Below are 15,012 nucleotides of genomic sequence, written 5' to 3' on the forward strand. Positions count from 1 at the left end.
TAAGAGAGCAACGTTTGCTGGCCTTTGACAAGAAAAAATTAGAAATAGAGTGGAAGCAACGCAATGATAAACTTTGACATTCAAAGGAAATTTCTCTATAACGGAAACGGATTATTTTGTCAACTCGCAGCTTTTAAAATCTTAGAAAATCAATGCTTAAATAAAAATGCGCTTAAAAATAAAAAAAGTTCGAAAAAATTCTTGCATTTCTCAATAACTTCCGATATAGTTTGACTATCAAATGATTTGATTATCAAAGTATTCGGATGGTGAAGGTTATGGAACCCAATTTAGAAACAGTTAATGACTACTTAGTCAGCGTCTTTAATGACATCTTAGTGATTGAAGAATCTGAATTGAAAAAATCTCAATTCAAAGACCTTTCAATTACCGAAATGCATACCATCGAAGCCATCGGGATGTACAAAAAAAAGACCACGACTGAAGTTGCCAAAGAGCTTTCGATCACTGTTGGGACTTTGACCATCGCGATCAATCGTTTGGTGAAAAAAGAATATGTAGAACGGATTCGCAGTGAAGATGATCGGCGAGTCGTCAAACTAGGTTTGACGAAAAAAGGAAAACTCCTTTATCGTGTTCATCAGCATTTTCATCGTGAGATGGTGAAAGGTGTCTTGAGTCAGATGTCTCCTGAAGAGGAACAGGCACTGTTGAAAGCACTGAAAAATCTGCATGACTTTTTACAAGATTATAAGTGAGAATAATGGATGAATATGTTTGGAAAAATTACCGCGACTGCAAGTTATGTTCCAGAAAAAATCGTAACAAATGATGATCTATCAAATTTGATGGATACTTCAGATGAATGGATCCATTCTCGCACGGGAATCAAACGAAGAAGAGTCGCTGTTGGCGAAAACACTTCAGACCTTTGTATTCGCGTCGCTCAAACGCTTTTGCAAGATGCTCAGCTTTCAGCAGAAAGTCTAGATTTTATCTTGGTAGCGACGATCACACCGGATTTCAATACACCGGCGGTTGCTTGCCAAGTCCAAGGGGCGATTGGGGCAGTCAATGCCTTTGCTTTTGATATCAGTGCAGCATGTGCTGGTTTCGTGTATGCATTGTCTATGGCTGAAAAACTGATTCGAACGGGCGCTAAAAAAGGATTGGTCATCGGTGGAGAAGTACTTTCAAAAGTCTTGGATTGGAACGACCGTTCGACGGCTGTTTTATTCGGAGATGGTGCCGGCGGTCTATTGTTGGAAGCATCTTCAGAGCAGCATTTGCTCAAAGAGTCTTTAAAAGCAGATGGGACGCGAGGCATGTCCTTAACATCTGGTTTTCGCACGAATGAGAATCCTTTTTCACAAAACGCTCCGGCGTATAGTGCTTGTATGCAAATGATTGGACGAGAAATCTTTGATTTTGCGACGCGTGATGTGGTCGCCTCGATCAATGATCTGACACAAGATGAAGCAATCGATTATTTTTTGCTTCACCAAGCAAATTCACGTATTTTAGACAAAGTTGCTCGCAAGCTGAAGCAGCCCCGTGAGAAATTTTTGCAAAATATGCAAGATTATGGCAATACTTCGGCAGCCTCGATTCCGTTATTGCTAGATGAAGAAATCAAACGAGGTACACTGTCACTTGGCAGTGGTCAAAAAGTGGTGTTCTCAGGTTTTGGCGGCGGATTGACATGGGGAACTATGTTAGCCACCTTATAACTTGTTCACGAAACAAAATTACTATTGAAAAACACATTGGAGGAATATACACATGGTATTCGAAAAAATTCAAGAAATCGTAGCAGAAGAATTAGGAAAAGAAAAAGAAGAAATCAAATTGAACACAAACATCCAAGAAGATTTAGAAGCAGACAGCTTGGATCTTTTCCAAATCATTAACGAGATCGAAGATGAATTCGATGTGAAGATCGAAACAGAAGATGGTATCACAACCGTTGAAGATCTAGTTAAATATGTAGAAAAACAACAAGCATAAAACAAAGGCTAGGCAGACAGCCTAGCCTTTCCTTTTTAAGAACGTGTTTTTGCTGATTCATAGACGAACTGCAAGAAGCCATGTTCTCCAACGACAACGATCAAAGTAATGAAGGAGTGCAAGATGAAGACAGCCTTTTTATTTAGCGGTCAAGGCGCACAGTACCCCCAAATGGGAGAAGAGCTCTATCACCAAGAAGCAATCGTTCGTGAGACGTTTGAACAAGCCAGCACCATTCTAGGATATGATATGGCCGAGCTATGCTTTACTGAAAACGAACGTTTAAACCAGACGGAATATACGCAGCCTGCCATCTTAACGGTAAGTACGGCTTTTTGGCGACTTTTGGATGCGCAAGGAATCAAAGCAGATGCTGTTGCTGGCTTGAGTTTAGGCGAATATACAGCCTTAGTCGCTAGTGGTGCGCTTGATTTCCAGACAGCAGTCGCATTGGTGCAAAAGCGCGGTCGGTATATGGCAAGTGCGGCGCCAGCAGGTATTGGGAAAATGGTCGCTGTGATGAACACACCCGCTGAAACGATTGAAGAAATCTGTAAAGAAGCAAGTCAAGTGGGGATCGTGACACCAGCGAATTACAATACGCCGCAGCAGATCGTCATTGGCGGTGAAGCGCCGGCAGTGGATAAAGCGGTGGAATTGTTACAAGCTGCTGGAACCAAACGGGTGATTCCTTTAAATGTCAGCGGTCCTTTCCATACTGCTTTGTTGGAACCCGCATCGCAGCAATTAGCACAGGAATTAGCTCAAATCACCTTTGATGAGTTACAAGTACCTGTCATCAGCAATACGACCGCGCAGCCAATGCAGCAAGACCAAATCAAGGAACTGTTGACGCTGCAAGTGAAATCGCCAGTGCGTTTTTACGAAAGCATTGCGACACTGAAGCAGCTTGGCATCCAACAAGTCATCGAGATCGGACCAGGAAAAGTATTGAGCGGTTTTATGAAGAAAATAGACAAAGAAATACAGACTGCGCGTGTAGAAGATAGCCAAACGTTGGCAGATACACTAGCCCGATTCAACTAGGAGGAATTTATGGATCTGCAAAATAGAAACGTCTTTGTAACTGGTAGCTCGCGAGGGATCGGTTTTACCATCGCGGAAGCCTTTGCCAAAGAAGGAGCCAATATCGTTTTAAATGGACGAAAAGAAATTCCCCAGTCACTGATCGATCGCATCACCAGCTACGGCGTGAAATGTGTAGCGATCAATGGGGACATTTCTGATTTTGATCAAGCGGCAGCCATGCTTTTAGAAGCAGAAGCGGCAGTCGGACCGATCCACATTTTAGTCAACAATGCCGGGATCACGAATGACAAATTATTGTTGAGAATGAAACCCGAAGATTTTGATTCAGTGATCAAAATAAATTTGACTGGTACCTTCAATATGACGCAGCACGCGTTGAAAAAAATGATGAAGCTGCGAGAAGGCCGCATCATCAATTTGACGAGTGTGGTCGGCTTGACGGGAAATATCGGGCAAGCCAACTATGCGGCAAGTAAAGCTGGCGTGATCGGTTTTACGAAATCTGCCGCTCGTGAAGGTGCCGCTCGGGGGATCACCTGCAATGCGATCGCCCCAGGATTTATCGAAACAGAGATGACTGAAGTGCTGTCGGATAAAGTCAAAGAACAATCATTGGCAAATATTCCATTACAGCGTTTTGGTTCCACACAGGATGTTGCGCAAACAGCAGTCTTTTTAGCAAAAAGCCCCTACATCACTGGTCAGGTGATCAGTGTAGACGGCGGGATGGCAATGCAAGGGTAGGAGGAAGAATAGATGAATCGAGTAGTAGTTACAGGATACGGCGTCACTTCTCCAATCGGAAATGACCCAGAAACATTTTTAGCAAGTTTACAAAACGGGACCAACGGCATCGGCCCGATTACAAAATTTGACGCAGAAGCAACAGGGATCTCAGTTGCCGCTGAAGTCAAAGATTTTCCGTTAGAAAAGTACTTCGTTAAAAAAGATACGAAGCGGATGGATCTTTTTTCCATTTATGGAATTTATGCGGCGTTAGAAGCGATGGAAATGGCGAAGTTAGATACAGAAACCATTGATGTGGATCGTTTTGGCGTGATGGTTGGTTCAGGGATCGGCGGCTTGCCAACGATTCAAGACCAAGTTATTCGGATGCATGACAAAGGAGCAAATCGGGTATCACCAATGTTCGTACCGATGTCGATCGTAAATATGGTTGCCGGCAACATTGCATTACGGGTAGGTGCGAAAGGCATTTGTACGACGACTGTTTCCGCCTGTGCTTCTGGTACCCATTCAATCGGTGAAGCTTTTCGGAACATCAAGCATGGCTACGCAGATGTCATGATCGCTGGTGGTTCAGAAGCGACGATCTGTGAAATCGGTATCGCTGGTTTTGCGTCTCTGACGGCGTTAACCACTGAATCAGACCCTGACAAAGCTTCCGTTCCGTTTGATAAAAATCGTAGTGGGTTTGTCATGGGTGAAGGCGCTGGTGTCTTCATTTTAGAATCATTGGCGCATGCGCAAAAACGTGGGGCAACGATTTTAGGTGAAGTCGTAGGGTATGGTGCGAACTGTGATGCCTACCATATGACTGCGCCAAATCCAGATGGATCAGGTGCTGGAAAAGCAATGAAATTGGCGATGCAAGAAGCATCGATCACCCCGGCTGAAGTTGGCTACATCAATGCCCACGGTACAAGCACGCCTGCCAATGACAGTGCAGAAGCGACATCGATCCAATACGGATTGGGCGAAGACTATAAAAAACCATACGTCAGCAGTACAAAGTCAATGACTGGTCATTTGCTTGGGGCGGCTGGTGGAATCGAAGCCATTGCTTCACTATTAGCATTACAACATCAATTTATTCCACCAACCATCAACGTGACAGAACAAGATCCTGAGATCGACTTGAACGTTGTTATCAATCAAAGCCAACCAGCAGAATTGACCTATGCCATGAGTAATTCACTTGGGTTTGGCGGTCATAATGCAGTGATCTTGCTGAAACGTTGGGAGGAAGCGTAATTGGAAACACATGAGGTAAAAGAGCTGCTCAGCCAATTCGATCAATCGACGTTAACTGAGCTTCAATTAAAAAAAGAGACATTTGAACTTTATTTTAATAAAAATACGACAAGTGGGCTACAAAGTGCATCCTCTGCACCTGCATCTGCTCCTGCAGCGAATGCTGCGCCAACTCCTGTTGCACCAACGCCTGCTGTCTCAGCAACACCGGACACAGTAGAAACGGCAAAACCTGTCTTAGAGGGCAAAGAAGTTGTCTCTCCATTAGTGGGTGTCGTTTATTTGAAACCAAGTCCTGATAAAGACAACTTCAAACAAATCGGCGATCACGTGAAAAAAGGTGATATTCTCTGTATCGTTGAAGCGATGAAAGTCATGAATGAAATCGTCAGTGACGTCGATGGCGAATTAGTTGAAGTCTTGGTTGAAAGCGAACAAATCGTTGAATACAATCAACCATTATTCCGTGTGAAAGAAGGGTAAAGCAATGAGCGCATTAACGATTCAAGAAATCAAAGAAATCATCCCTCATCGTTATCCGATGCTTTTAGTGGATCGGGTAGAGGAGTTAGAAGAAGGCAAACGGGTCGTTGCGAAGAAAAACGTTACTATCAATGAGCCGTTTTTCCAAGGTCATTTTCCCCATGAACCAGTGATGCCCGGAGTATTGATCGTGGAAGCAATGGCGCAAGCAGGTGCTGTAGCATTGCTATCATTGGAAGATTTTCGTGGGAAAACTGCCTACTTTGGCGGTTTAGACAAAGCGAAATTCAGAAAAAAAGTAACACCAGGCGATACCTTGATCTTAGAAGTAGAAATAATCAAAGTGAAATCTGCAGCTGGCATCGGCAAAGGAATTGCCTATGTTGATGGGAAAAAAGTGGCGGAAGCAGAATTGACTTTCATGATTGGATAGGTGAGACATGTTTTCTAAAGTATTGATCGCAAACCGTGGCGAAATCGCCGTACGTATCATTCGCGCATGTCGCGAATTAGGTATTCAAACGGTCGCCGTTTATTCAGAAGCAGATAAAGAAGCGTTGCATACAGAGCTTGCCGATGAAGCGATTTGTATCGGACCTGCCAAAGCAGCCGACTCTTATTTGAATGTACAGCAGATCCTAAGCGCTGCGATCGTCACAAAGGCTGAGGCGATCCATCCTGGATTTGGCTTTCTTTCAGAGAATAGCCGCTTTGCTGCGATGTGCGAGGAATGCAATATCGTCTTTATTGGGCCAAAGAGTGAGACTATCGATGCAATGGGAAACAAAATCAATGCAAGACGCTTGATGATCGAAGCAGAAGTACCGGTCATTCCCGGAAGCAAAGGCGCGATTTCTGATGTGGAAGAAGCTTTAACAATCGCTGAAGAGATTGGTTACCCAGTCATGCTCAAAGCTGCGGCCGGCGGTGGCGGTAAAGGGATACGGAAAGTCGCAGATAAAGAAGCATTGCCTCATCATTTTGCTTCGGCGCAGCAAGAAGCGAAAGCGGCATTTGGCAACGATGAAATGTACATTGAAAAAATCATTTATCCTGCTCGACACATAGAAGTGCAAGTGTTAGGTGATTCTTTTGGTAATATTATCCACCTTGGTGAACGCGATTGCTCGCTACAACGCAACAACCAAAAAGTGTTGGAAGAATCCCCTTCTGTGGTGATTTCTGAAAGCAAGCGAGCAGAACTAGGAGAAGCAGCGGTACGTGCCGCACAAGCGGTAGGGTATCGTAATGCTGGCACGATCGAGTTTTTAATGGCGGACACTGGGGAGTTTTATTTCATGGAAATGAACACTCGAATCCAAGTGGAACACCCGATCACCGAAATGGTGACAAACATTGATCTAGTCAAAAAACAACTTGAAGTCGCTAGTGGCGAACCGCTAGGCTTGACGCAAGCAGACATCAAGATGACGGGCGCGGCGATCGAATGTCGGATCAATGCAGAAAATCCAGCCTTCAATTTTGCACCGTCACCAGGCAAGATCAACAATTTGTTTTTACCAAGTGGCGGCCTAGGCGTTCGTGTAGACAGTGCCATGTATTCTGGCTACACGATTCCACCTTATTATGATTCTATGATCGCTAAAGTGATCGTTCACGGCGAGAACCGTTTCGAAGCGTTGATGAAGATGCAGCGGGCGTTAGCCGAATTAGTGACCGATGGTGTCATTACAAATGCAGAATTCCAAATGGACTTGATCAGTCACCCGAAAGTGATTGCGGGAGACTATACAACCGCCTTTTTACAAGAGGAATTTCTGCCAAATTGGACACCTGAACAATAGGAGGGAAGATGAGTGGCTTTATTTAAGAAGAAAAACTACATTCGCATCAATCCTAATCGAGGTCAGCTGCCAACGAACGAACCAGTCGTACCAGATAATCTTTGGGCGAAATGTCCTAGTTGCAAACGAACGCTTTATACGAAGGAGATGGGGGCAGAGAAAGTCTGTCCTCACTGCGGGTATAATTTCCGAATCAGTGCCTGGGAACGGATCGCTATCACGATTGATGAGAAAAGTTTTGAAGAATGGGACACAGATGTAACCACAAAAGATCCGCTTGATTTTCCTGGATATTTGGATAAAGTCGCACAAATGCAAGAAAAAACTGGGTTGCATGAGGCTGTCCTCACAGGAGAAGCAAAAGTTCAAGGATTGCCGTTAGCGATCGGGATCATGGATGCGAATTTCATCATGGGCAGTATGGGAACGGTCGTGGGGGAGAAGATCACCCGTTTGTTTGAACGTGCGATCGAAAAACAGCTACCAGTTGTTCTTTTTACCGCTTCAGGTGGTGCGCGGATGCAAGAAGGAATTTTGTCACTGATGCAAATGGCAAAAATCTCTGCAGCGGTAAAACGCCACAGTAAAGCTGGCTTGTTTTATCTAACGGTTTTAACGGACCCGACAACCGGTGGCGTCACCGCTAGTTTTGCGATGGAAGGGGATATCATCCTGGCAGAACCGCAAGCCTTGATCGGTTTTGCTGGACGACGTGTGATTGAACAAACCATTCGTCAGGAACTACCTGAAGACTTTCAAAAGGCAGAGTTTCTGTTAGATCATGGCTTTGTCGATCAAATCGTTCCGCGGACGAACTTGCGGGAGAAAATCCACCATTTGATTTCTTTGCATACGCGGAAAGGATGGGATCGTAATGACTAGAGCAGCCCACGAAATCGTTGAACTCGCTCGCAGCAAAGACCGTTTGACGGCACTGGATTACTTTGACGGCATTTTTTCTGAGTTTGAAGAGTTTCATGGAGACCGTCTGTTTGGCGAAGATGAAGCCGTTGTTGGCGGCATTGCTTGTTTAGATGGCAAGCCAGTGACCGTGATCGGTATTCAAAAAGGCCGTAATCTGCCTGAAAATTTACGCAGAAACTTTGGCTCGCCACATCCTGAAGGTTATCGCAAAGCGTTACGCTTAATGAAGCAAGCAGAAAAATTTCAGCGACCTGTGGTCACATTGATCAATACAGCAGGGGCGTTTTGCGGTATTGGCGCGGAAGAGCGCGGAGAAGGCGAAGCGATTGCCCGTAACTTGATGGAAATGTCCGATTTAACGGTGCCGATCTTGGCAATCATCATTGGTGAAGGCGGCAGCGGCGGTGCCTTAGCACTGGCATTAGGCGATGAGGTTTGGATGATGGAACATTCGATCTATGCCATTTTATCTCCCGAAGGCTTTGCTTCGATCCTATGGAAAGATGGCAGCCGTGCCAAAGAAGCTGCTGGCTTGATGAAGATCACAGCTCAAGAACTATATGAACTCGGTGTTATTGAAAAAGTGATTGCTGAAACCCATGAAGAGGCCTTTTTACCGAAAGAGCAATTGATGGAACAGATGAAAGCGGCAATTTCAAAGAAACTTGCCGAACTTTCTACCTTGCAAACAGATGAATTGCTTGAGGCAAGGTATCAACGTTTTCGCCGATTTTAAAAACTAGGATATCCACTCTGATTAGAGGATGGGTATCCTAGTATTTTTTTATTAAAAGTGTTATTGAATAAATCGTACAAATGGCGAAGTTTTTAGTTTAAAATTTAATTATTCTGTGCTATTATGTATATATTCTGAATATAAGAAGATTATATTGCATAAATATTTGTTTTGAAGAGGAGCGTTTTTAATGAAAAAATTATTTGGAGCACTTGTTGTATTGACGGGGATTTTGGTTTTAGGAGCTTGTGGGAATGGCGGATCATCGAGTACTGGAAGTTCTAGTGCCAGCGGTTCGTCGGATAATCAATTGGAAGCCATCAAAGCAGCTGGTGTGTTAAATGTGGCAACTTCTGCTGACTTTGCCCCGTTTGAATTTCATGCCTTGATCGATGGCAAAGATACGATCGTGGGCGCAGATATCGATATGGTCAATGAGATCGCTGATCGTCTTGGTGTCGAAGTGAATATTTTGGACCTTGATTTCAATGCTGTTTTGACTGCTTTGCAACAAGGGAAAGCCGATATCGCTGTTTCAGGCATCTCAGCAACTGACGGACGTAAACAGACTTTTGATTTCACCGATAACTATTTTACACCAGAACAAAAATTAGTTGTTAATAAAAACAATGAATCGGCATTTGATTCAATCGAAAGCTTGTCTGGCAAAAAAGTAGGCGCTCAAAAAGGCTCGATCCAAGAAATGATCGTTCAAGATCAATTAGCTGATTCGCAATTGGTTTCCATCGCCAAAGTTCCGAATCTAGTCAATGAATTGAAACAAGGCTCGATCGACGGTTTGGTCCTTGAAAGTGCGGTTGCTGAATCGTATGTTGCACAAAATGATGACCTCGTGATCACTGATGTAGCATTAGAAGCATCTGAAGGCGATTCTTATGCAATTGCTTTACCTAAAGGGAGTACCGAATTACAAGAAGAACTAAACAGTATTTTGAAAGAATTGATTGAAGATGGTACAATCGATGAGTATGTACAAAAGAACACAGATCTAGCCAACGAAAATGCGGCGCAATAGATAGAACGGAGTAGACACAATTATGGATTTATCCTTTTTAGCGATATATTACCCTTATTTTCTTTCTGGTGTGGTGATCACCATCGTGATCTCTATCATCACCGTGATCTTTGGAACGATTCTAGGGGTGATTTTTGCCCTAATGAAATTATCAAAAGTGACGCCTTTGCGCTGGTTTGCTAATGCGTATATTGAAGTCATCCGCGGCACACCGATGCTGGTGCAGATATTGATCGCTTTTGGTCTTTTGCAAGGAATGTTTGCCTTGCCGACGGTCTCGATCGGCGTGTTGAGTCTTGATTTTGGGCGGCTATTTCCTGGGATCATTGCGCTCTCGCTTAATTCTGGGGCATATGTTGCTGAGATCGTCCGAGGGGGAATCAATGCCGTTGATTACGGTCAAACAGAAGCGGCTGGTTCTTTAGGGTTGCGGCCTTTTCAAACGATGCGTTATGTCGTATTGCCACAAGCACTACGCAACATTTTGCCGCCACTAGGCAATGAATTTATCGTTTTGATTAAGGATTCCTCTTTGCTTTCAACGATCGGCATCTACGAGCTGATGAACAGTGCGCAGATCGTTGTCACCAGTTCTTTCCAACCATTAACGCCTTTCTATGTGGCGGCGGTCATTTACTTCATCTTGACGTTTACGACTTCGCGACTATTGAGTTTATGGGAAAAGAAACTAGGCAAAGGCTATCGTCGTTAAAAGGAGAAGACAAGCTATGATGTTAGATATTCAAGATTTACACAAAACCTTTGGCAGCAATCAAGTGCTAAAAGGGATCACAACGACGATCGATCAAGGAGAAGTCGTAGTGGTGATTGGGCCATCTGGGTCAGGAAAAAGCACGTTTTTACGCTGTTTGAACCTATTAGAAGTACCGACAAGCGGAAAAATCTTTTTTGAAGGAACCGATATTACCGATCCAAAGAATGATTTGTATAAGATGCGTGAAAAAATGGGTATGGTATTTCAAAATTTTAATCTTTTTCCGAATATGACGGTTTTAGAAAACATTACTTTGTCCCCGACGAAAGTCAAGAAGGTAGCAAAATCGGCGGCTGATCAGTTGGCAAAACAACTACTAAATGATGTTGGCTTACCAGACAAAGCAAAAGCCTATCCTCAAAGTCTTTCTGGTGGACAGATGCAACGAATCGCTATCGCACGTGCCTTGTCGATGGAACCAGACGTGATGCTCTTTGATGAACCGACTTCAGCGTTAGACCCTGAAATGGTTGGCGAAGTATTGTCCGTCATGCAGCGTTTGGCTCAGCAAGGAATGACGATGGTCATCGTCACTCATGAAATGGGCTTTGCGAAAGAAGTCGCGGATCGGATTTTATTTATGGATCAGGGAATCATTATGGAGGAAGGAACGCCAGAACAGATCTTTGATCATCCGAAAAATCCACGAACCATTGATTTTTTGAGTAAAGTATTGTAAACTGCGAGAAGTTCGCAGTTGTTAGTGATAAATTTGGACCTTTCCTAAGCATCCTTTCAGTAAAAGGATGCTTTTTTGACGGAAAAAAGACTACTTTAAAGAAGTGATAGAACAAACGGTTGTCTTGGCAGGTTCCTTTTTCAGTTCTTTTACAAGAAACCTGCAGAAACTGGCGCACTTGCTAGTATTCAAAAAGATTCTATTGTATAATTACAGGTTGAAGAGGTCTGATCTTGATAGAAACCATCTGCGTGATTGTAGGCAGATCGGACTGTTTCTTTTTAAGGATCGACAATTTGGATCGATGACTAGTCGCCGATTTTTAATACGTGAAGAAATCATGCAGCAAAGGAGATTTTATGTTTTCAAATTATAAACCGACTTGGATGGTCGATGCGATTTATAAAATCACCCCTAGCCAACTAAAGGCACAGGGGATCAAAGGGATTTTGACCGATCTTGATAATACCTTGATTGCTTGGAACAATCCTGACGGAACCGAAGAACTAAAAAACTGGCTACTAGAAATGAAAAATGCTGGGATACCTGTAGTTGTCGTTTCCAACAACAATAGTGAACGAGTGGCACGGGCAGTTGCGCCCTTTGGTTTAAAGTACGTACACCGCGCATTAAAACCCTTTTCAAGAGGGATCAAACAAGGCTATCAACAATTAGGCTTGAAAAAAGAAGAGGTCGTGATGATCGGCGATCAAATCATGACGGATGTACGAGGTGCCAATCGTGCCGGTGTTCGCAGTATTTTAGTGAAACCAGTGATCCCAACGGATTCTTGGAAAACCCAATTTAATCGAGCCGCAGAAAGAAAAATCATGAACTATTTATTGAAGCACAACCCAGAGTTAAAATGGCGTGGAGGAATTTAATATGACAGAAGGAATCGAAGAAATTCACTGTATCGGCTGCGGGGCAGTGATTCAGACAACGAACCCCAATGAATTGGGCTACACCCCGCGATCCGCATTAGAAAAAGGACTTGAATCAGGAGAAGTCTATTGTCAACGCTGCTTCCGTTTGCGCCATTACAATGAGATCCAAGATGTTTCCCTTACCGACGATGATTTTCTGCGTCTACTGAATGAAATCGGGGAAAAAGAAGCCTTGATCGTTAATGTCGTTGATATTTTCGATTTTAATGGTTCATTGATCCCAGGACTGCACCGCTTTGTCGGCAATAATCCTGTTTTATTAGTGGGCAACAAGGTGGATATTTTGCCAAAATCTTTGAAAAAATCGAAGATGACCCAATGGATGAAGGAACGTGCTCATGAAGCTGGTTTAAGACCAGTGGATGTATTATTGACGAGTGCCAAGAAGCCAGGTGAAACGGAAGCTTTACTGCAAGCGATCGAAACGTATCGTGAAGGACGCGATGTCTATGTGGTGGGTGTGACGAATGTTGGAAAATCAACATTGATCAATCAAATCATCAAACAAACAGCGGGGATCAACGAATTGATCACGACTTCGCGTTTCCCGGGAACCACATTGGATAAAATCGAGATTCCATTGGATGACGGACACTTCTTGATCGACACACCAGGAATTATTCATCGTCATCAAATGGCGCATTATTTAGGTAAAAAAGATCTAAAAATCGTGGCACCAGCCAAAGAGATCAAACCAAAGGTGTATCAGTTGAATCCAGAACAAACTTTGTTCTTAGGAGGACTTGCCCGATTTGATTTCATTCAAGGAGAACGCAGTTCATTTATTGCTTATGTAGCAAATGATGTGGCGATCCATCGGACCAAATTAACGAAAGCCGATGAGTTTTATGAGAAACATGTTGGTGGGCTGCTGCAGCCGCCGCGAGCAGATGAAGTGGCGGATTTTCCTGAACTCGTCCGTTTCGAATTTTCAATCAAAGAAAAAACCGATATCGTTTTTGCTGGACTTGGCTGGATCACGATCACCAAACCGTGTGTCATCGCTGGGTGGGCGCCAAAGGGTGTCGATGTGCTTAGACGTAAAGCATTAGTATAAGGAAGAAGGAAGAATATGGACTTACGAGGAAAACAAAAAAGATTTTTACGAAGTGAAGCGCACCATTTAAACCCGATTTTTCAAATCGGCAAAGGCGGCTTGAATGACGCGATGATGGCGCAAATTGAAGAAGCGCTAGAAAAACGAGAATTGATCAAAGTCTCATTGCTCCAAAATACCGATGAGGTTGCTGACGAAGCAGCTGAAACGATCCGTGAGAAAGTCGGCTGTGAAGTGGTACAGATCATCGGACGAGTGATCGTTTTATTCAAACCGTCAAGCAAAGAAAAATACCAAACGATTTCAAGCAAAGTTCGTTCAATTTAGGAGGGAGAAGGCATGCAAGGACAAACATTTGGAAAGGTACAAACGGTTTTAGAGACACAAACACAAGAACTTGTACCGAAAAAGCAAGTGGGCATTCTTGGTGGGAATTTTAATCCAGTACACTACGCACATCTGGTCATGGGTGAGCAAGTAGGGCAAGCATTAGGGCTGGATAAAGTTTATTTCATGCCTGAGTATTTACCGCCTCATGTTGATGAGAAAAAGACGATCCCAGCGGAGCACCGCTTGGCGATGTTGGAGTTGGCGATCGCCGATAATCCGCGATTTGCTGTAGAGACCATTGAGTTGGAACGAAAAGGTAAGAGTTACACGGTTGATACGATGCGGGAATTGACAGCTAAGAATCCAGATACCAATTATTATTTTATCATTGGCGGGGATATGGTGAACTATTTACCAAAATGGCATCAAATCGATGAGCTGATGGAATTGGTGACTTTTGTGGGGGTTCGTCGTCCAGAAGTGCCGATCGATAGCCCATACCCGATTATTTGGATCGATATCCCGCTAATGGATGTCAGCTCAACAACAATTCGTAAAAAAGTGCAACAAGGTTGTTCGGTTCGCTACTTATTGCCAGATAATGTGTTACACTATATTCAAGAAAAGGGGTTGTACTTGGATGAAGAGTGAACACTACACACAAGCAGAACGGGAACTTTTGATGCAAAAGGTCCAAATGCAGATGAGTCAAAAGCGCTTTGAGCATGTGTTAGGTGTCGAAAAAACGGCCGTTGCCCTTGCGGAAAAATATGGTGCTTCACCGGTCAAAGCCAGCATCGCCGCCTTGACGCATGATTATGCGAAAGAACGCAGCGATGAAGAATTTCAATTAGTCATTCGTAGAGACGGATTCGACTTGGATCTCTTGAACTGGAACAATGCCATCTGGCATGGACTTGTCGGTGCTGATTTCGTTCAACGAGAATTAGAAATCGATGACGAAGAAATCTTACAAGCGATCCGTTTGCACACCACCGGAGCTGCTAAGATGAGCCTGTTAGATAAAATCATCTATGTGGCAGATTATATCGAACCCGGACGTACGTTTCCTGGAGTCGTTGAAGCCAGAGAGATCGCAATGATTGACTTAGATGCCGCTGTTGCTTACGAAACGAAACATACCTTGCTTCATTTGATCGAAACAGAAGCAGTTATCTACCCAAAAACGATCGAAACCTACAATTTTTGGGTAGCCAAATAAAGGAG

The 15,012-nt window shown here is 43.7% G+C and carries 19 protein-coding genes; all 19 read left to right on the top strand.

The window, feature by feature from the left end:
* The first annotated feature begins 278 nt into the window (after positions 1 to 278).
* Positions 279 to 719: a fatty acid biosynthesis transcriptional regulator FabT gene (gene fabT, locus IGI77_RS07660; RefSeq protein WP_008378199.1), complete on the top strand. Its 441-nt coding sequence runs from the start codon at positions 279 to 281 to the stop codon at positions 717 to 719.
* A 9-nt stretch (positions 720 to 728) separates the two neighbouring features.
* Positions 729 to 1,691 (top strand): beta-ketoacyl-ACP synthase III, encoded by a 963-nt coding sequence (locus IGI77_RS07665; protein ID WP_005225889.1) that lies wholly within the window; start codon positions 729 to 731, stop codon positions 1,689 to 1,691.
* 52 nt (positions 1,692 to 1,743) lie between these two features.
* Positions 1,744 to 1,968, top strand: coding sequence for an acyl carrier protein (locus IGI77_RS07670; protein WP_005225890.1), 225 nt, complete (start codon positions 1,744 to 1,746; stop codon positions 1,966 to 1,968).
* A gap of 123 nt (positions 1,969 to 2,091) precedes the next feature.
* A complete protein-coding gene (gene fabD / locus IGI77_RS07675; protein ID WP_074536437.1) occupies positions 2,092 to 3,015 on the top strand; it encodes an ACP S-malonyltransferase in 924 nt (307 codons plus the stop codon).
* Between the two features lie 9 nt (positions 3,016 to 3,024).
* Entirely contained in the window at positions 3,025 to 3,762 is a 738-nt protein-coding gene (gene fabG, locus IGI77_RS07680) for a 3-oxoacyl-[acyl-carrier-protein] reductase (RefSeq protein WP_008378189.1), read from the top strand.
* A 12-nt stretch (positions 3,763 to 3,774) separates the two neighbouring features.
* A complete protein-coding gene (fabF, locus tag IGI77_RS07685) occupies positions 3,775 to 5,013 on the top strand; it encodes a beta-ketoacyl-ACP synthase II (protein WP_005235583.1) in 1,239 nt (412 codons plus the stop codon).
* Positions 5,014 to 5,496, top strand: coding sequence for an acetyl-CoA carboxylase biotin carboxyl carrier protein (gene accB / locus IGI77_RS07690; protein WP_016610184.1), 483 nt, complete (start codon positions 5,014 to 5,016; stop codon positions 5,494 to 5,496).
* A 4-nt stretch (positions 5,497 to 5,500) separates the two neighbouring features.
* Complete coding sequence (gene fabZ, locus IGI77_RS07695; protein WP_005225895.1) at positions 5,501 to 5,929, top strand: 3-hydroxyacyl-ACP dehydratase FabZ; 429 nt, start codon at positions 5,501 to 5,503, stop codon at positions 5,927 to 5,929.
* Between the two features lie 7 nt (positions 5,930 to 5,936).
* Positions 5,937 to 7,301, top strand: a complete 1,365-nt coding sequence (locus IGI77_RS07700) for an acetyl-CoA carboxylase biotin carboxylase subunit (RefSeq protein WP_005225896.1) — start codon at positions 5,937 to 5,939, stop codon at positions 7,299 to 7,301.
* Positions 7,302 to 7,313: 12 nt separating this feature from the next.
* Positions 7,314 to 8,183, top strand: coding sequence for an acetyl-CoA carboxylase, carboxyltransferase subunit beta (gene accD / locus IGI77_RS07705; protein WP_005225897.1), 870 nt, complete (start codon positions 7,314 to 7,316; stop codon positions 8,181 to 8,183).
* The gene (locus tag IGI77_RS07710; protein WP_015509573.1) at positions 8,176 to 8,961 is read left to right on the top strand and encodes an acetyl-CoA carboxylase carboxyl transferase subunit alpha; all 786 of its coding nucleotides are present in this window, start codon (positions 8,176 to 8,178) and stop codon (positions 8,959 to 8,961) included. Before accD ends, IGI77_RS07710 begins: the two co-directional genes overlap by 8 nt.
* A 190-nt stretch (positions 8,962 to 9,151) precedes the next feature.
* A complete protein-coding gene (locus tag IGI77_RS07715; protein ID WP_438769808.1) occupies positions 9,152 to 9,997 on the top strand; it encodes a transporter substrate-binding domain-containing protein in 846 nt (281 codons plus the stop codon).
* A gap of 22 nt (positions 9,998 to 10,019) precedes the next feature.
* Positions 10,020 to 10,709 carry an amino acid ABC transporter permease gene (locus tag IGI77_RS07720; protein ID WP_005225900.1) on the top strand — a complete coding sequence of 230 codons (690 nt, stop codon included), beginning with the start codon at positions 10,020 to 10,022 and terminating at the stop codon, positions 10,707 to 10,709.
* Positions 10,710 to 10,725: 16 nt separating this feature from the next.
* A complete protein-coding gene (locus IGI77_RS07725; RefSeq protein ID WP_438769809.1) occupies positions 10,726 to 11,451 on the top strand; it encodes an amino acid ABC transporter ATP-binding protein in 726 nt (241 codons plus the stop codon).
* Between the two features lie 359 nt (positions 11,452 to 11,810).
* Positions 11,811 to 12,335: a YqeG family HAD IIIA-type phosphatase gene (locus IGI77_RS07730; protein ID WP_005225903.1), complete on the top strand. Its 525-nt coding sequence runs from the start codon at positions 11,811 to 11,813 to the stop codon at positions 12,333 to 12,335.
* A gap of 1 nt (position 12,336) precedes the next feature.
* Complete coding sequence (gene yqeH / locus IGI77_RS07735) at positions 12,337 to 13,455, top strand: ribosome biogenesis GTPase YqeH (RefSeq protein ID WP_438769810.1); 1,119 nt, start codon at positions 12,337 to 12,339, stop codon at positions 13,453 to 13,455.
* Between the two features lie 15 nt (positions 13,456 to 13,470).
* Positions 13,471 to 13,782 carry a ribosome assembly RNA-binding protein YhbY gene (gene yhbY, locus IGI77_RS07740; RefSeq protein WP_005225905.1) on the top strand — a complete coding sequence of 104 codons (312 nt, stop codon included), beginning with the start codon at positions 13,471 to 13,473 and terminating at the stop codon, positions 13,780 to 13,782.
* 12 nt (positions 13,783 to 13,794) lie between these two features.
* Positions 13,795 to 14,436 carry a nicotinate-nucleotide adenylyltransferase gene (locus IGI77_RS07745; RefSeq protein WP_005225906.1) on the top strand — a complete coding sequence of 214 codons (642 nt, stop codon included), beginning with the start codon at positions 13,795 to 13,797 and terminating at the stop codon, positions 14,434 to 14,436.
* Positions 14,426 to 15,007 carry a bis(5'-nucleosyl)-tetraphosphatase (symmetrical) YqeK gene (yqeK, locus tag IGI77_RS07750; protein ID WP_438769811.1) on the top strand — a complete coding sequence of 194 codons (582 nt, stop codon included), beginning with the start codon at positions 14,426 to 14,428 and terminating at the stop codon, positions 15,005 to 15,007. Before IGI77_RS07745 ends, yqeK begins: the two co-directional genes overlap by 11 nt.
* Positions 15,008 to 15,012: the final 5 nt, after the last annotated feature.

The sequence above is a fragment of the Enterococcus sp. DIV0213h genome, assembly GCF_051711285.1.
Classification (GTDB): domain Bacteria; phylum Bacillota; class Bacilli; order Lactobacillales; family Enterococcaceae; genus Enterococcus_D; species Enterococcus_D casseliflavus.